15 protein-coding genes are annotated in these 16,832 nt (G+C 40.1%); 7 read left to right on the top strand and 8 right to left on the bottom strand.

What is annotated here, in order from left to right:
* Positions 1 to 98: 98 nt before the first annotated feature.
* On the top strand, positions 99 to 1,475 hold the full coding sequence (locus tag MOQ65_RS05240; protein ID WP_257846895.1) for an S-layer homology domain-containing protein: 1,377 nt from the start codon (positions 99 to 101) through the stop codon (positions 1,473 to 1,475).
* A 184-nt stretch (positions 1,476 to 1,659) separates the two neighbouring features.
* Here the strand turns inward: MOQ65_RS05240 and MOQ65_RS05235 are convergent, their stop codons facing one another.
* Both MOQ65_RS05235 and MOQ65_RS05230 read right to left on the bottom strand, forming a co-directional pair.
* On the bottom strand, positions 1,660 to 2,502 hold the full coding sequence (locus MOQ65_RS05235) for a polysaccharide deacetylase family protein (protein WP_257846894.1): 843 nt from the start codon (positions 2,500 to 2,502) through the stop codon (positions 1,660 to 1,662).
* Between the two features lie 11 nt (positions 2,503 to 2,513).
* Positions 2,514 to 4,595: an OPT family oligopeptide transporter gene (locus tag MOQ65_RS05230; protein ID WP_156719163.1), complete on the bottom strand. Its 2,082-nt coding sequence runs from the start codon at positions 4,593 to 4,595 to the stop codon at positions 2,514 to 2,516.
* A 448-nt stretch (positions 4,596 to 5,043) separates the two neighbouring features.
* On the opposite strand from MOQ65_RS05230, the gene MOQ65_RS05225 reads away from it, so the two are divergent.
* Positions 5,044 to 6,399, top strand: a complete 1,356-nt coding sequence (locus MOQ65_RS05225; RefSeq protein ID WP_257846893.1) for a class II fumarate hydratase — start codon at positions 5,044 to 5,046, stop codon at positions 6,397 to 6,399.
* Between the two features lie 767 nt (positions 6,400 to 7,166).
* On the opposite strand, the gene MOQ65_RS05220 is transcribed toward MOQ65_RS05225, so the two are convergent.
* From MOQ65_RS05220 to MOQ65_RS05210, 3 genes are read right to left on the bottom strand one after another with little or no spacing between them, the layout of a single operon-like run.
* Positions 7,167 to 8,348, bottom strand: coding sequence for a metallophosphoesterase (locus MOQ65_RS05220; protein WP_257846892.1), 1,182 nt, complete (start codon positions 8,346 to 8,348; stop codon positions 7,167 to 7,169).
* Positions 8,349 to 8,364: 16 nt separating this feature from the next.
* Positions 8,365 to 9,462, bottom strand: a complete 1,098-nt coding sequence (gene mutY, locus MOQ65_RS05215; RefSeq protein WP_257846891.1) for an A/G-specific adenine glycosylase — start codon at positions 9,460 to 9,462, stop codon at positions 8,365 to 8,367.
* A gap of 8 nt (positions 9,463 to 9,470) precedes the next feature.
* Positions 9,471 to 9,992: an 8-oxo-dGTP diphosphatase gene (locus MOQ65_RS05210; RefSeq protein ID WP_257846890.1), complete on the bottom strand. Its 522-nt coding sequence runs from the start codon at positions 9,990 to 9,992 to the stop codon at positions 9,471 to 9,473.
* A 117-nt stretch (positions 9,993 to 10,109) separates the two neighbouring features.
* Here MOQ65_RS05210 and MOQ65_RS05205 point away from each other — a divergent pair, with 117 nt between their 5' ends.
* From MOQ65_RS05205 to MOQ65_RS05195, 3 genes are read left to right on the top strand one after another with little or no spacing between them, the layout of a single operon-like run.
* Positions 10,110 to 10,883, top strand: coding sequence for a DUF4931 domain-containing protein (locus MOQ65_RS05205; protein ID WP_257846889.1), 774 nt, complete (start codon positions 10,110 to 10,112; stop codon positions 10,881 to 10,883).
* A gap of 54 nt (positions 10,884 to 10,937) precedes the next feature.
* Positions 10,938 to 11,750: a metallophosphoesterase gene (locus MOQ65_RS05200; RefSeq protein WP_257846888.1), complete on the top strand. Its 813-nt coding sequence runs from the start codon at positions 10,938 to 10,940 to the stop codon at positions 11,748 to 11,750.
* Positions 11,751 to 11,759: 9 nt separating this feature from the next.
* A complete protein-coding gene (locus MOQ65_RS05195; protein WP_005385164.1) occupies positions 11,760 to 11,990 on the top strand; it encodes a hypothetical protein in 231 nt (76 codons plus the stop codon).
* 630 nt (positions 11,991 to 12,620) lie between these two features.
* Here the strand turns inward: MOQ65_RS05195 and MOQ65_RS05190 are convergent.
* Complete coding sequence (locus MOQ65_RS05190) at positions 12,621 to 13,601, bottom strand: molybdopterin-binding protein (protein WP_257846887.1); 981 nt, start codon at positions 13,599 to 13,601, stop codon at positions 12,621 to 12,623.
* A gap of 242 nt (positions 13,602 to 13,843) precedes the next feature.
* Positions 13,844 to 14,224, bottom strand: a complete 381-nt coding sequence (gene crcB / locus MOQ65_RS05185; RefSeq protein WP_257846886.1) for a fluoride efflux transporter CrcB — start codon at positions 14,222 to 14,224, stop codon at positions 13,844 to 13,846.
* Positions 14,225 to 14,376: 152 nt separating this feature from the next.
* Between crcB and MOQ65_RS05180 the strand changes: the two genes are divergently transcribed.
* On the top strand, positions 14,377 to 14,766 hold the full coding sequence (locus MOQ65_RS05180; protein ID WP_257846885.1) for a helix-turn-helix domain-containing protein: 390 nt from the start codon (positions 14,377 to 14,379) through the stop codon (positions 14,764 to 14,766).
* 84 nt (positions 14,767 to 14,850) lie between these two features.
* On the opposite strand, the gene MOQ65_RS05175 is transcribed toward MOQ65_RS05180, so the two are convergent.
* Positions 14,851 to 15,558 (bottom strand): GntR family transcriptional regulator, encoded by a 708-nt coding sequence (locus MOQ65_RS05175; RefSeq protein ID WP_257846884.1) that lies wholly within the window; start codon positions 15,556 to 15,558, stop codon positions 14,851 to 14,853.
* Positions 15,559 to 15,774: 216 nt separating this feature from the next.
* On the opposite strand from MOQ65_RS05175, the gene MOQ65_RS05170 reads away from it, so the two are divergent.
* Positions 15,775 to 16,716: a diacylglycerol/lipid kinase family protein gene (locus MOQ65_RS05170; RefSeq protein WP_156719570.1), complete on the top strand. Its 942-nt coding sequence runs from the start codon at positions 15,775 to 15,777 to the stop codon at positions 16,714 to 16,716.
* Positions 16,717 to 16,832 lie beyond the last annotated feature (116 nt).

The raw sequence follows: 16,832 nt of genomic DNA, 5'->3' as shown, positions 1-16,832 counted from the left end.
TATTCGCTATATAATGGATATAGATTTTATTGTTGGTGAAAGTTTATATTCTTCGGCTATAGAACATTAGCCGTTTACCATAATTAGGAAGGATTTTTATGTACAAGAATACCCCTTATGTATTACGTGCCCTTGTTTTAGGCACACTATTAGCTACAACAGGCCTTAGTTTTGTGTCTGCTAATACTACAACTCATGCTCCTGCAGTAGCCTCCACAAAAGCTGAAGCGTCTACAGTAGTCAATACAAAAGCAGTTACACCAAAAACAGATGCTTCTAACGTAGAAGCAACTAAAGTAGAGTCTCCTAAATTTGATGCTGCTAAAGCTGCCACACCTATGGTTGTAAATACATCTATTGGTACGCCTCAAGATATTCAAAAAATCCGTGCCCACATCTTCTCTGATGTACCTAGCGATTTCTGGGCTGCCAACTCTATCAGTACTGTAACAAAAGCAAATCTTATGAAAGGTTATTCTGACGGTACATTCCGACCTAACCAACCTATGACTCGTGAAGAAGTAGCTGCTCTCTTCAACAACATCACAGATGATGGTACAGCAGCCTTCTTATCTAGCAAATTTAAAGATATTACATCTGATCGTTGGTCCGCTCTTGCTATCGAATCTGTAGCGCGCAAAAATATCATCAGCGGTTATGGCGATAACACATATAAACCTGAAAAATATATGTCTCGCCAAGAATTTGCTGTAGTAGCAGACAACTACATTCACTACTTAGGATACACAACAGAGGATCCAACAGCACTTGATAGTATTGCTTATGGAGACCAAAAATTCGTAGCTCCTTGGGCTCAAGACGCAGTTCGTGAACTTGCATACCTTGGCTTTACAAACTACGCTCCTGGCACATTATTCAACCCTGAAAAATATGTAACTCGTGCTGAAGCAGCTGAGATTGCATACCGCATGACACAAACAGAGCAAGCACTTGCCTTCCACAATACATTGTTCAAACAACAAGTAGAAAGCAAAATAGCTACTATTATCGACAAAACATTAGGCTATGGCAATGACTTCACTAAATTCCGTCAAGACGGTGCCCTCTTCTGGGATGGTGGAAAATTACATGCTTCTTTAACAGATAAGAAAAAAGCTGATGCTGTGGCGCATGCAATTTCTGAAACGCAAGATCCACAACTTGAAAGTGCTCTTGTAGTATCTCAAGGTAAATTAAATCAAGCTCAACTTGAAGATTATCAATCCGATGCTCTTGATTTATACAAAGCTAAAGAGCCAAAAGGTAATATCATTTCCATCCGTCCTAATGACGATACAAGCGCTCTTATCATCACAGCAGACTCTGTTCAAAAGGACACTGTGAAAGCTTTCAAAAAGAAATTCAAAAACAATGTAGTCGTAGAATTACCGCAACCTGAGACAGTAAAACCGGATGCAGCTATCCAATTCCCATTGCCTCCACGCGTAAACTACTACGACACAACAAATAAATAATTAAATAATCTCAACGATAAAAAGCCGTGTTCTTACACGGCTTTTTGTTGTATCTCCATCAAAATATATTATAAGACTATTATTAAATCTATAATGCAAAAAAAGAACCGCCCCCAAAGGAGCGGTTCTTCTCACAATAAAACAGCTGTTACTATACACACATAATCGAATTCACACAGTTCGATTATTTTTTTGTTACATCATTTTGGCGGTCACGTAAGTTACCAACTGGTACATATACGGTACCTGCACTGTGGATTGTATCCACGTCTTGTTGCAATACCATTACAACAGAATAGTCATCGGTTGTGTAGAATTCAGTAGGCATTTTGTCGATGTTTACTTCGCCACCTAATTGATGCTTCACATCTTGATTATTGTCGATAGCATTCACTAATTCTTTTTTATTAAGACCACCAAGGTCATACAAGGATAATTGACGACCTGTTGTAGTGTTGAATGTGAAGCCTTTTACATAGTTGATGCCATTAGCATCACGATCACGCATTGTGTACGTATGAATCAATACACTGAAGATACCATTTTTGTCTGTTTTAACATCGTAGTACATAACTACATTTGTTTTATCAGATTCTTTGGTATTCATTTTTTCTACGTCGTTTTGTACTTTAGCAACGTATTTTTTAATAGTATTATTGATTGCTTTTTCTACAATTGGACTAACAGATTTAACTGTTGGGAACACTAGATCAAGATGATCTGTAGTGGATTCCACTGGAGATACAGCCACCTCTTTGCGGTCCATATAGCGGTCCGCATTAGGTGCTACTACTTCAACTGCATCGCGATCAACCTTAGATGCTACAGAGCGCAACGCACGGTTTTGCTCTGGTGTAGCAGTACTAGAGATACGGTATGTTAAATCGTTGCGATTTACTTTATTCGTATCAGCTTGAACTGTTTGCACTGTGGCAGTGTCTTTAGTTACAGGAATTTCGCTTGCTGCGAAAGATACTACTGGCAATGCAGCAGCCATCATGATGAGTACAGACTGTTTTAATTTCATTGTTTAACCTCTTATTGTTGTTCTTGCTCAGCTTTCATTGCTAAAGCTTCTTCTTTATTGAATTTGTGAGTTACAACACGACGAACAAGGTATAAACCAGAGAAGATGAATGCAAGCAATCCTAACCATTGTGCTGTGCTTTCAAAATCAGGGCCTACTAATTCAAGTGGAGATTCACCACCACCAGTTGTAACGGACAATACAATAATAACAGCTATGATTACACCAATCAAGCTTTCACCAACAATCAAACCAGAAGCGAAGAGAACGCCACGGCGGTTAGATTGTTCAACATCGTACTCAGCGAGTTCGCCAGCACGCATTTTAGCACGAGCTACTAGGTAACGGCCTACGAAATAGCTAATGAAAGAACCTAAGATGAGTGGCACTTCCAATGTTGGAGGTAAGTAGATACCCATGCCAACTGCCAATGGAGGCAATGTTAAAGAAGCTGTTGTGCTCTTAAGAATCAAGTTAACGATGATTGCTACTACGCCAACACAAACGCCAATCAAGATGTAATCCCAATCCATGCTGGAGCTGAAGATACCTTGAGCAATTGTAGTCATCAAAGTTGCTTGTGGAGCGGATAATGCAGCATTAGGGTCCATTTCAGCACGTGGTAACGCACCTGTGAAGCCATATGCTTGGTAAAGCAAGTTAAGAACAGGAGCAATTGCAACTGCACCAGCTACAGAGCCAAGTAACAATGCAATTTGTTGACGCCAAGGTGTAGCACCAACGAGTTGACCTGTTTTCAAGTCTTGCAAGTTATCATTAGAAATAGATGCGATTGCGATAACTACGGATGTCATGAAGATAGCCATAGCTGTAGCGAATTGTACGCCTGCTTCTGTAGCGAACAAATTATTTTCAGAAGCGATGAAGTACACCACTAAGGAAGAAATAATAGTCGCCAAGATACCAATACCAGAGATTGGAGATGCAGATGTACCGATAAGGCCTGCCATGTAACCACATGCAGCAGCTACGAAGAAGCCGATTAGCAATGCTACAAGAACACCTACGATAACAAGTGTCCACATTAAGCCTGCGCTAATAGGTACTGCAGATACGAAGTCCCAGAATGTAAGAACTAAGCCTAAAAGAATGATACCGAACACGATGATAACAGATTTTGTGCTCATATCTGTATCCATACGATGCAACGCACGTTCAGTAGAACTGCTGTTCATGGATTTAACAGAAATTTTCATACCTTCGATAATAGGTTTGATCAATGTAATCAAAGTCCAAATCGCTGCGATACCAATAGCACCAGCGCCAATAAAACGAACTTTAGATTTCCAAACAGCCATAGCGAATTTAGCAGTAGCACCACCATCTGGAGCAAGCATGTTAGTCAAGTAAGGTACAAAGCCAGCCCAAGCGATGAGTACACCAACTAGGATAGCGATACCAGAAGCGATACCGATAAGGTAACCAGCACCTAACAATGCTGTAGAGAAGCCCAACGGAATTTGAGTAATACCCTTGCTACCTACAGGAAGCCAGAAGCTCATGCTATCACCAAGCACTTTGAAGCCGTTCGCACAAAGACTGATAAGACCAGCTACAAGACCACCGGATACGATGTCACCCATACCGGAGCTAGATTGAGTTCCTTCGCCAGCATTGTGAGAGCCAACTTTCAAAATTTCTGCTGCTGCACGGCCTTCTGGATATGGTAGATCACTATTTACTACCATGGCACGACGCAATGGAATAGTGAATAATACACCTAGAGAACCACCGCATGCGCAGAGCAAGAATGTTTGCCAGAATGGGAAACCATTCCAATAGCCAAGCATTAATAGACCTGGCAAGATAAAGATAATTGCGGACAAAGTACCGGCTGCGGAAGCCTGTGTTTGTACCATGTTGTTTTCAAGAACGTTAGAATCCTTGAAGAAACGTAAAATTGCCATTGAAATAATGGCTGCCGGAATGGATGACGAGAATGTCAAACCAACCTTCAAACCGAGATATACGTTAGATGCTGTAAAAATAACAGTAATTAATGCACCAAGTAGCATCCCACGTAGTGTCAGTTCCGGCAGATGAAGGTCATGGCTCATAAAGTCATGTTTCATAAGTACTTACCTCCTCTGTGAAACTAGAGCTTACAACAATATAATAAGCTACTTCCATTTTATCGTGTTAAAGCGATGATTTCAACATTTATGCAACATTTATAATGTATACATGTTTCATTAGACCATTAACTATGTAGGAAAAGGCAATAGTCCAAAAGCCTCCAAAGCCACCTACCCCGCTACGCGGGGCCGCTAAGTCGTTTTTGGACTATCGCCTTTCCCCTCTCAAATCAACCCTCTATGAAACATGTATACAAATTAATATAAATCGTCGCATATATATTGGGAGAGGAGAAAAGGTGTATATGCACAAATCGCATATACACCTCTCTTCTATATGAAAATAGAAATCATTATCTTTTATTCTGTACAAATATACAGGATTTTATATAATTAAAGTACCGACGATAAGGTCGGCATGTCTTTTAAGGAGGTTGTAAACATTATGGAAACAAGAATTGAATACGATTCAATGGGACCAGTCGAAGTCGACGCTAGACGAATTTACGGACCTCAAACGCAACGCTCGTTCAATAATTTCAAGATCGGTGACCACCGCATTCCTATTGAACAAATCAAAGCGCTTGCGCTTGTCAAAAAAGCATGTGCTTTAACTAATGCTAAGTGTGGCGCAGTAACTGAGGAAAAAGCGAAACTCATCGCTCAAGTAGTTGATGAAATCGTGGACGGCAAATGGAATGATGAATTCCCGTTAACAGTATTCCAAACAGGTTCTGGCACACAAACTAATATGAATGTGAACGAAGTAATCGCTCACCGGGCTAAACAGTTAGATGAAAGCAACCCACTCCATCCTAACGACGATGTAAACCGCGGCCAAAGTACAAATGATACATTCCCTACGGCAATGCATATCTGCGCATACTTTGAAATTACAAAACGCGTCATCCCTGCATTAGACGGCCTTATCGCATCCTTCGAGAAATTGCAAGAAAAAGGCAAAGGTTTGCAAAAAGTTGGTCGTACCCACCTACAAGATGCTACTTTCATCATGGTAGACCAAGAAATCAGCGCCTTTGTGGACGGCTTAAAAACTGCTAAAACTATGCTCCTTCAAAACGCGGACCACCTACTCGATGTAGCTCTCGGCGGCACTGCTGTTGGTACTGGCGTAAACACGCCTAAAGGCTATCTAGACGTTATGGAAACTGTATTGCCAGAGGTAACAGGTGCGCCATTCCGCGTGAAGAACAACAAATTCCAAGGACTCGCTCTTAAAGATGCGTTCATGATGGCTCACGGTGCACTTAACACATTGGCTACGACACTATTCAAAATCGCTAACGACGTTCGTTTCTTAGGCTCTGGCCCTCGTTGCGGTTACGGCGAATGGCATCTTCCTGAAAACGAACCGGGCTCCTCCATCATGCCAGGTAAGGTAAATCCTACACAATGTGAAGCCTTAACCATGGTATGCGCCCAAGTATTCGGTCACAATACAACTATGACGCTCTGTGCAGGCAGCGGTGCGTTCCAATTGAACGTATACATGCCTATCATGATTTACGACTTTGTTGAAAGCTGTCGCCTCCTCGCGGACGCTATGAACTCTTTCACAACACACTGCATCGACGGTGTCGAATTCGTACCTGAAAAACTCAACTTCTTTGTAGAACAATCCCTTATGATCGCTACATCCTTAACACCATACATCGGCTACGACAAGAGTGCTAAGGTTGTAAAAGAAGCGTACAAACGCGGTTGCTCTATTAAAGAAATCATCTTGGAAGAAAAACTCATGACCGAAGACGAATTTGCTGAAGCAGTTCGCATGAAATAAAATCTCTCTCATCTCTATGATATATCTATAACATCCTCTCATACCTCAAATGAACGGAAAAAAGCCCCGATACATTGATATGTACCCCCTTTACTGGTTGTCCAGGAAAATGGGTACATATCAATGTATCGGGGCTTTATTTTAAATTAAACCTTCATTACATATTTAATAAGTAGATAACCTAAAACATAAAATATTCCCACACCAAGATATACATATGGTAATGAGCTTAGTAATCCATCAATTGGAATACCATTTAGTATACAATATAAAATCTGAATTATAGGAAATATAATAGCTACGATTATAATACTATAAAAGATAAACTTAAAAACACTTTTCACTTTACTGCTCCCATAAAACAAAAGGACTCTATATAAATACCCTTTTATACTCTACTTTTTACGTTTCTAATATTTTATAAGATTTATAGTCATTAATACGACAAAGGATATGATAAAAAGCATATATTTCGTATTTAGCAGTTCATAGGTCTCATTAAATGTATCATTCTTGAATGCTTGTATTATCAATTCTTCTTGTTTGCTTAGTTCCAAGTATATATCTAAATGACATCCAACTGCCACTAGTATTGCTATTTTGAGATATCCCTTATATATATCCGCTGTCATATCATAGAGAAGAGAGATATCAAATAGAGCAAGTAGAATGATACATATAAGAAATTTATGGATAAAGGATATATTATACATGATTGCATCCCTATAATGAGCTCACTTTTTATTCTAAGGAACTCACCTTTACTTCTAAGCTACACCGTCAAAGAATGTAATGACTGTAATTTCTCGTGGACAGTTGATACGGATTGGGAACCAATGTCCTGATCCGTTATTAACGTAGCACACGCTTTGTTCTTCTACGTATCGACCTTTTGTATACGGTGTACCTGTTGGTACCAACGGCATGCCCATGAATACGATTTGTCCACCATGAGTATGACCAGAGAGGGTCAACGGAATTTTACGTTCAATAGCTTCTTCAAAGAATTCAGGGTGATGGGCCAATAGGATAACAAAGGCATAGTCGGGAATGCCAGATAAAGCCTTATCAATCATAGCTTCACGTTTTTCTTTTTCCCGATCATTGTCATACGCAACACCAGCAATGTATACAGGTTGCTTACCACCCATAATTTGAATATTGCTATTCACAAGGATATTCATCGGTGTATTGTGTTTCAATTCGTCTAGTACCTTATTTACATCGTGATGGTACTCATGATTACCCAAGATGAAATCAACACCGTCTGGAATTTGCTTTGCAAAGGTTGTTAATCTTTCACAGACTTGTGGTAACCAAGCTAGTTTATCGATTAAATCACCAGTGATAACAACGCGATTAGGCTTTTCTACAAGGGCAAGCTTTAAAATTTCATCAAGATCATCTAAGTCGATGCTTGGCCCTACATGAATATCGCTGAGTTGAACGATTTTATAGTCCTTTAACCCAGGCGGTAAGTTCGTATACCCGAAGCTTTCATGAGTAACCTCAATCTCATGTTGACCTACATAGGCAGCATAGCTAGAACCACCAATTGTTGCCAACGGTACCACTGTTGCTGCCGTTCTAAAGAAGGCGCGACGGCCCGTTCTATTTTCCTCTGGCGTTTTGCTCCAAATTTTATTAACCGCCCAGTATAGTAAACCGAGGACGATAAATACAGGAATAGCCAAGAATATGCCAAAGAGGAAACCGTAACTTTCAGTACGGAATAGATTCATCAACGGATAATACATCGTTCCGTATAGATCCACTTGATTGAGTATATAGTATCGGATGGCAGCGAACCACGCACCGATAATAATTATATAACCTACCCAAGCAGGCCATTTCTTTTTAGGCTTCCACAAGTTGAGGAAAAGCGCCCAAAATCCTACTAATCCTATTACGAGGATAGCAGAAAAAATGATATTAAATAGAATTCTCATTCATTGCTCCTACAAATTATTTTGCCATCTCCGTCAATTTACCATGAGGACCTGCCCAAGCATAGTTGGCGAACTCGTCGCGCTTAATGAGCATCCAATCCTTCGGCAATTGCTTTTGGATATCTCCGATTGTTATATTATCAGCCTCTCCTGCATACGTTAAATCGCCGCGGAATGCTTTCATAAACCATTTCCGATGAGAGAAAATGTGTGTTAATTCTTTTACTAATACTGGTTGTAAGGATAGTGCAAAGCCTAGGTCCTTAACTAATGTTTCAAGACCTTGTTCCCCTTCGTCAAAGGCAGATACCATTTCTACCGAAGGAAATTCCCACATGGACCGTAACAATCCGTGATTAGGACGTTTGTGCAATAGATAATAGTCTTCATATTGCAAGATACCCACAAATAGAGGGACCTCTACTACCTTTGTTTTCTTGATGCGCACAGGTAGTTTGTCAGTATCCTTATGTTGGTATGCTTCACACATGTTTACAATGGGACATTCTCCACAGCGTGGCGTTTTGGGAATGCACACGGCAGACCCAAAGTCCATCAAGGCTTGGTTAAAGTCACCAGGTCGATCGTGAGGCAATGTTTCCTCTACGATAGCGGTTATGGCCTTCTTGCCTTTGGTACTCAAAATATCATCAAAGATGCGATATAAACGAGCATAAATGCGCAGTACATTGCCGTCTACAGCTGCCTCACGTTCGTTGTACGCCATGGATAGCACGGCCCCAGCCGTATAGGAACCTACGCCCTTCAAGGACTCCATGGTCTTGCGGTCATGAGGCACGATACCACCATAATTTTCCACGACATCCTTTACACCAAGGCGCAAGTTGCGAGCACGGCTATAATAGCCAAGCCCTTGCCAAGCGTGAACTACCTCATCCTCTGAGGCCTTTGCCAAGTCCTCTAAGGTTGGGAATAATCGCATCCAGTTATCATAATAAGGCTTCATCGCCTCAATGCGGGTCTGTTGGCTCATCACCTCAGAAACCCAAACCTTATAAGGGTCTCCACAATCACGCCACGGCAAATCCCGCTTATTCACATCATACCACGCCAATAACTGTGGTACCCACTTGGGGCTCTTTTTATCAGTCATATTACCTCTTAACCGTTTATATACAGATCAATGCGTGCCAAGTGTTCACTTTCAAGCACGGTGTCCACAGCGGTCAAATCCATCTTATCTACCGCACTATTATCTCGACCAAATACAATGGGCCCTTTTAACTTCTTGCCTTCTAGCAGCATTGGCAACCATTGGCGGTCACCATCCCACATGTGCTCATAGGGAATTTCATCGACCGTTAGCCAATGAGGCTCCATCTCGTCGGTTTCCTCTACATTTCCTGTGAAAGTACGCAAAAAATACACATAACCAACATGTGTTAAACTTTCATCAAAGGGAAATTGAAAGTCAAAGGCAGCCACGCATTCTAAGTCTTCTGGGCGACCATGAAGGCCAGATTCCTCATACAACTCACGGATAGCACAGTCTCGGAAGCTTTCACCAGCCTCGAGTTTACCACCAAATCCATTATATTTATCAGCCCCGAAACCGCGTTTTTTACGACCTAGCAATATACGATTTTGTTCATCAATAGGAAATACGAGCGTCGTCGGTTTCATAGAGCCTCCTTAATCATTTATATAATACCCTATTATTATACCATTATTTCATGTACGAATGGGCTAATTATGGTATGATTAAGAGTATAGATTTTCTTACGAGGAAGGAGGCACATGATGAATAAACCACTACGATTTAACATCGCACTAGGGCGCACAAAGCCTGTTAATATTCGGAACGAAGAAGTGCGCTGCCCCTTCTGTGATCGTTCAAAATTAACGGATATCCTAGATACTTCAGGTCATATCATTTGGCTCATGAACAAATATCCTGTACTAGATAAAACATGGCCGACGGTTATTATTGAAACGGAAACGGACGAAGGTGAATTTTCCACCTTGCCTGCTGATGAAGCAGCCCGTATTCTCCAATTCGGCCTTGATAAATGGCGTGAAACACGAGATCGGAAAGAGTTCAAATCCGTACTGTTCTTCAAGAACCATGGTTATATGTCCGGTGGTTCCATCCGCCATCCTCACAGCCAAATCATAGGCCTTGAAGATTACGATTACCACGAAGATATTACAGCTCAAAATATGGAAGGCTGGCTCTTGCATGAAGATCAAGATGTGCGCATCACCTTATCTACACAGCCTATCATTGGCTTCTTTGAGTACAATATTCGCTTCAAGCCAGATGCACCGGTTCGCTCCGTTGCATTGCGTTTACAACAGGTATTGCGTTATGTATTGCGCAGCATCGCCAATTATAGCCAGTCCTATAACTATTTTGTATATAATCTTGAGGACGGCTACGACTACATCAAGGTAGTAGCCCGTTACGTAACAACACCACTCTATGTGGGCTACAAAATTCCTCAAACTTGCGACGAAGAGCGCGCTGCAAAAATCATCCAAGACATTGCGCCGTACTTCCACGCTTCAAAATAGTTTTACTTATACATATTGTATCTAAATAATTTTGATATATTTGAAAGGATATTTATGAAAGTATTTGCCATCGGCGACCTCCATCTATCTGGCAATCCTCCTACAAAGCCGATGGATATTTTTGGTCCTCACTGGGATAACCACTGGAGCCGCATCAAAGAAGATTGGATCGACCGTGTAACAGATGAAGATATAGTCTTTCTCGTAGGTGACATGAGTTGGGCTCTTCGCCTAGATGAAGCGGCTTGCGACTTACAAGAAATTGCATCTATGCCGGGTAAGAAATATATGATTCGCGGCAATCACGATTACTGGTGGGCCTCTGCCAACAAGATGCGAAACCTCATGGGTGATGCTATCACCTTTTTACAAGGCCATGGTACAGCAGAACTCATTCAAACAGAAGAAGGCCCTCGCATTATTGCCTTTGGTGGAACACGCGCCTACCTCTGCCCTGGAGACTCCCATTTCACACCAGAAACAGACCAATCCATTTACGATAGAGAACTGATGCGTACCGAATCAGCGCTACAAGAAATGGATGCAGCTGTAAAAACACTAATAGAAGAAATCACAGTTGAAACCAAAGAGGATACAACAGGTTCTAAAAGGACAGAGCCATCAATAATAGACATACACAACACACCAGTAACAAAACTGTTATTGTTGCACTATCCTCCATTCAATGAGTCCAATGCTCCTTCAGGCTTTACAGCACTCATGGAGACATACAATGTAGATACTTGTATCTTTGGACATTTACACGATCAAATATCCTTTAAGCGCATTCCAAAGGAATTTGGTTCTACTAAATTAGAGCTAGTGTCTGCAGATTACCTAGACTTTAGACTGAAAGAAATTATGTAAGGAGAGACCATGAGTCGCATTCATAAAGAACATTTACAAGCGGGATATATCTTTGGTGATACTATCAACCAAGAATATATTTACTTGCCCTCCGGTGAGGTAGGCACTGACCATCCTTTGGCAGTTCTGGAAACACCGACAAAGCGTGAGGATATCACATTGGACGAAGCGGTCCACATGATTGACACATTAACACTAAAACGTTGTAGCCATCCTACACTAGGAAAAAAATCATTTTAATAGAAAAAGGGGTTACAACTAAATGCGGTGATAACGCATTAATTGTAACCCCTTTAAAATGTGAAAACATCAAGAAAATTAGATGGTTATAGGACAAATTAGATTTGTATAATCTTAGTCTTTCTTAATATTTTATATGCATTTCCTATTTAAAATAATATCCGTCTAAACGCATATATACAGACAGCAATGAACATTAACATCGAAAATATAGCAATAAGTCCACGCCTATAATATAAGCTATCTCGTTTTTGAAAATAGCCTGTACACAGTGTAATCAGTGTAAAAATAGTCCAAACACTTCCATAATTTACAATTACTTTATAATCCCTATCAATTATAATTTTAAGAATTAGTAGTATTAAGCTTATAAGAGAAATAATAGATAAATATTTTGTTAAACTACCAAAAACTCTATGTTTTTTTATATATTCATACTCTTCATTAATAGCAGTTTTACGAATTTCAAGTTTATATAAGGCTATACCAGAAATTATAGATGCCAAAATAAATATATTTCCTAATATTATAATCTTACTCATTTTTCACCTTATTTTTCCACTTAAGCGGGTAGATATCTACCCGTTTTTTGTATGGACTTATACAGTTTTTAGATGTTCCATAAAAGGATTATCCCAAGAATCCGCCATGCCCCATGCGAATGCAGTCTTCTTTAGTAATTTCATCGTTTGCTACGAGGCGTGGCAAGATTTCATCAAATGCCGTTGGTTTGCTGAATAATACGCCACCTGGAATGCCAAGAATCGGTGTACCATCAGCACAGTAAGCAATACAAACCATAGAACCTGGCAATACAGGTAATCCGTATGTCACTACGCGATCTGCATAACGTTTAATGGCCCCTGGTGTTAAATCGTCAGGGTCAACGCTCATGCCGCCGGTACAAAAAATAATATCAGCACCAGCTGCTTTTACCTTGTCGATAGCCGCCACAATATCGTCTGTATTATCCGTTACGATTTCATGGGCTACTTTATTTACACCAAACTCTGCACAACGTTCCTCAATGATTGGGGTGAAAGCATCTTTAATACGGCCTTCAAATACTTCGGAACCTGTAGTAACAATGCCCATTGTTTTGCGTACGAATGGTTTTACATTAAGTAAAGGCTTGCCATTAGCAATTTTCTTTGCATCCTCCACTTGTTGTTCCTCTAATAACAATGGAATACAACGCATGCCCGCTAATTTATCGCCTACTTTCACCGGTGTATTATTAAACCTCGTTACGATAGTAAGCTCGCCAATACTATTAATAGCATGTAGTCGCTCTACATCAACTTTAAAGAGACCGTCTACGTCTGCAATAGCTTCGATTTTACCTTGCGCCATAGGTCCATCGTGCATATTTTCGCCACCTGCCATATTGTACAAAGCACGTGCTACGTCCTCTTCGTGCAAGAATCCTTCATCCTCAGGTTCCATCACAAAGATATGCTCTTTACCAAGGTCTAGTAATTTTGGAATATCCTCTTCCGTAATAACATGGCCACGACGGAATGGCGTATCTTTCACCTCACCGATAACAATGCGTACTAAATCATGTATTAATGCATGCCCCACGGCATCTTGTGTTCTAATGGATTTCATAATATCTCCCTTTATAATCTAGAATTCTATGTAATGTATTATACTCAAAATTTTCTTCAAACTTTAAATTCTGAACTCTATACAATGTATGTTATAACAACAAAATGTACCTAATCCTATTCTAAATTTCTTGCAAATTAGTTTATAAATATCTTCCGAATAAGACCTAAATAGTCTTATGTATTAATCATATAAAAATAGCTTTATATATGCTGTAACTCAAGTCACCTTATTTGGTAAGATCAGAGTGCACAGAGTATACGCGCAAGTAGTACACCAATCCAGCAAAGGATTAAGCCCCCTACAATTTGTACAAAGCCATAGAAAAAAGCCTGTACATAAGACTCCGTCATCATGAGTTGTAACATTTCAAAGGCAAAGGTAGAGAATGTTGTAAATGCACCGAGTCCACCAACAACGAGGAAAAATCTCGCCAACTGCGATAAATCTGGCTTTTGCATATATAGACCTAATACAAGGCCAATAATGAGGCAACCAATGAGGTTTACTACAACCGTTCCATATGGAAAGGAACTCACCTTTGTCATAACCCATTCGCCAAGAGCCATGCGACACAAAGCACCAACAGCTCCACCAATGGCAACTGCAATGTATTTTTCCATATTGCCTCCTATACTTACAGTAGTATCCTACGATTTTCACAATCCGTGTAATTATCTGAAATAACCGATAAATATCTAGTTTTCTATATTAGTCAACGACCAACAGTCTCAGTATACTATATTTAGAGAGCAGGGAAAAGAAAGGAATCCCTATGAAACCTGCAACAACACCGTTAACTGAGCTTCGAATAAATACCTACGAAGACCCATTTTTACAACATCAATATGTGTGTTTAGGTCATAAAATTGCCAACATTCGCATATCTCTAAATATGTCCCAACACGAGCTAGCACGCCATGTTGGGATTAGCCGCAGTTATCTGAGCAAGCTAGAGTGTGGCACCGGCATATCCGGCATGTCTTTAGAAATTTTATTTAAAATCGCTGAAGCATTCCAAATTGATGTAGCTCAGCTTGTAAGGTTGCGTATCATAGATTATAAAAGTTGCAATGCTCATCTTACGTCACACTATAAACGATTAGAATTTCTAAGTCATACGAGGAACAGCGCCCTAACTAAAGTTAAGCCAAAGCTAAGTTAAGCTAATCAAATACAGTGTTAACGCTCGTACAGAAAAAGCCCCGCCAACGGCGGAGCCTTTCATAAAGCATGCCAACAATTGGCATTATACTTCATTAAGTTTTTTGTGTTGCACTTCAGCATTTGCTTTTTTGAAGATAAATGCATTATTAATATGCTGACGCATAGCAGTTTCTGCTGCCACTTCATCATGACGCTCAATAGCATCTACGATATGATCATGTTCATCGTCGCAATCATGAGTACGCACTGCATTAAAAGAGCTAATGTACATATCGCGGTTAACGCGTTCACGGAAGCTCGCTAAGTATTCTACAACGCGTTCATTACCAGAATAATGAGCAATCATAGTATGGAAATGACTGTTTACTTCAACGCGTTCTGTAGCCTCTTCAATTTCATGCATTTCTTTACAAATTTCACGCAACTCTTTAATTTGTTCATCAGTCGCATGACGGGCACAAAGTCGCGCACCAAGGCCTTCCATTACTTCACGCACTTGATACAATGCAATAATCTCTTCAGGAGTATCCGCCTTTACAGTAACACCCTTCCAAGGAACGATAACTACGAGATTATCTTTAGCCAATTTACGGAATGCTTCGCGAACAGGTGTAGCACTCACTTGCAATTGTTCTGCAATTTTTACTTCGTTAAGCTTTTCTTGTGGCATCAATTCGCCTGTTAAGATAGCTGTTTTTAATGTTAAATAAACTTGTTCACTAAGTGGTAATCTTTCAATGGAGTCCACAGCGGACAATTTGTATTTATCTTTAGAATCTTGTCGTCCCATTAATATCCCCTAATCTTATATCCCCTCAACTCATTCGTACTTTCAAAGAACGGCTAAAATGAGTATAATATATTGTACGATATATTTTGTATTTTGAATAAATATGTTATATGTGATTTAGTACATATAGTATAATTATAGAGCTCACATCTAAGACTGTCAATTTAACGATAGATAATAGCTATATCTCATTTTTGAAAGTAAGGAAGTTGTACCATGAGCCGTTGTTTAGTTATCATAAATCCTGTATCAGGTGGCGGTGCGGCACGTCGCTATGCCCTCGATTTACAATGGAAATTGAGCACCTTGTTTGAAACGATTGAGGTCAAATTCACTACTGGTGAAGGCGATGCTACACGTTTCGCAAAGGATGCTTGCGAACGCGGATTCGATGCTGTATTCTGCATGGGCGGTGACGGCACCGTAAATGAAACCGTTAACGGTATTGCCCAAGGTGGCTTTAAATCTACCTTTGGTTTCATTCCTGTTGGTACTGTAAACGATATGTCTCGTGCCCTTGGTATTCATCAGAATCCAACACAGGCGATCAAACGAATTGATATCAATCAAACACGTACCATTGATATCGGTCGTTGTAACGACAGATATTTCTGCAATAATATCGCAGCCGGTGTTATTCCAAAGGTAATCGAAGAGGTTACCCCAAAGGAAAAGAGCATCTTAGGCCCTCTAGCCTACTTTTTACGCGCAGGGCAAGCCTTATTTACAACAAAGGACTACACATACCGCATCAAAACAGAGAATGACGATTTTATCTGTAAATCCCCACTCGTTCTTGCATTGCTCACCAATGTAGTATCTAGCTTTGAACGCTTCATGCCGGAAGCATCTGTAGATGATGGTTATATGCGCATCATAATATTCAAGGAATACTTCATCCTCGATATTCTAAGCGTATTGCCACTTATCATTAGTGGTGCCATCTACAACTCCCGTTATACAACAACACTAACCGTGAAAAAGGCTCATATTGAGTTATTATCTAATATCGGTGATTTACCTACTAATATGGATGGCGACCAAGGCCCATCCATGCCAGTAGATATCGAAGTATTGCCACGGGTTCTAAAAGTATTTGCCCCAGCAAAACACAAAAAGAAAAAGGCTTTGAATTTGCCTATACTACCACATATTTAATAAATTGTAGAGAAATCTACAGGACAAAACTATATAACAATCTATAACATAAAAGCTCTCTATTCAAGAATAGAGAGCTTTTTTATGTTCATTACCTTATAGGAAATACCTACCTA

Source organism: Veillonella faecalis (genome assembly GCF_024677885.1).
Lineage (GTDB): Bacteria > Bacillota > Negativicutes > Veillonellales > Veillonellaceae > Veillonella > Veillonella nakazawae.
This window is presented reverse-complemented; position numbering and strand designations above follow the sequence as displayed.

Bases quoted from the DNA above. Each gene is read 5' to 3' on its own strand.
- MOQ65_RS05240 (WP_257846895.1), top strand. From the start codon at position 99: ATGTACAAGAATACCCCTTATGTATTACGTGCCCTTGTTTTAGGCACA.
- MOQ65_RS05235 (WP_257846894.1), bottom strand. From the start codon at position 2,502: ATGAAATTAAAACAGTCTGTACTCATCATGATGGCTGCTGCATTGCCA.
- MOQ65_RS05230 (WP_156719163.1), bottom strand. From the start codon at position 4,595: ATGAAACATGACTTTATGAGCCATGACCTTCATCTGCCGGAACTGACA.
- MOQ65_RS05225 (WP_257846893.1), top strand. From the start codon at position 5,044: ATGGAAACAAGAATTGAATACGATTCAATGGGACCAGTCGAAGTCGAC.
- MOQ65_RS05220 (WP_257846892.1), bottom strand. From the start codon at position 8,348: ATGAGAATTCTATTTAATATCATTTTTTCTGCTATCCTCGTAATAGGA.
- mutY (WP_257846891.1), bottom strand. From the start codon at position 9,462: ATGACTGATAAAAAGAGCCCCAAGTGGGTACCACAGTTATTGGCGTGG.
- MOQ65_RS05210 (WP_257846890.1), bottom strand. From the start codon at position 9,992: ATGAAACCGACGACGCTCGTATTTCCTATTGATGAACAAAATCGTATA.
- MOQ65_RS05205 (WP_257846889.1), top strand. From the start codon at position 10,110: ATGAATAAACCACTACGATTTAACATCGCACTAGGGCGCACAAAGCCT.
- MOQ65_RS05200 (WP_257846888.1), top strand. From the start codon at position 10,938: ATGAAAGTATTTGCCATCGGCGACCTCCATCTATCTGGCAATCCTCCT.
- MOQ65_RS05195 (WP_005385164.1), top strand. From the start codon at position 11,760: ATGAGTCGCATTCATAAAGAACATTTACAAGCGGGATATATCTTTGGT.
- MOQ65_RS05190 (WP_257846887.1), bottom strand. From the start codon at position 13,601: ATGAAATCCATTAGAACACAAGATGCCGTGGGGCATGCATTAATACAT.
- crcB (WP_257846886.1), bottom strand. From the start codon at position 14,224: ATGGAAAAATACATTGCAGTTGCCATTGGTGGAGCTGTTGGTGCTTTG.
- MOQ65_RS05180 (WP_257846885.1), top strand. From the start codon at position 14,377: ATGAAACCTGCAACAACACCGTTAACTGAGCTTCGAATAAATACCTAC.
- MOQ65_RS05175 (WP_257846884.1), bottom strand. From the start codon at position 15,558: ATGGGACGACAAGATTCTAAAGATAAATACAAATTGTCCGCTGTGGAC.
- MOQ65_RS05170 (WP_156719570.1), top strand. From the start codon at position 15,775: ATGAGCCGTTGTTTAGTTATCATAAATCCTGTATCAGGTGGCGGTGCG.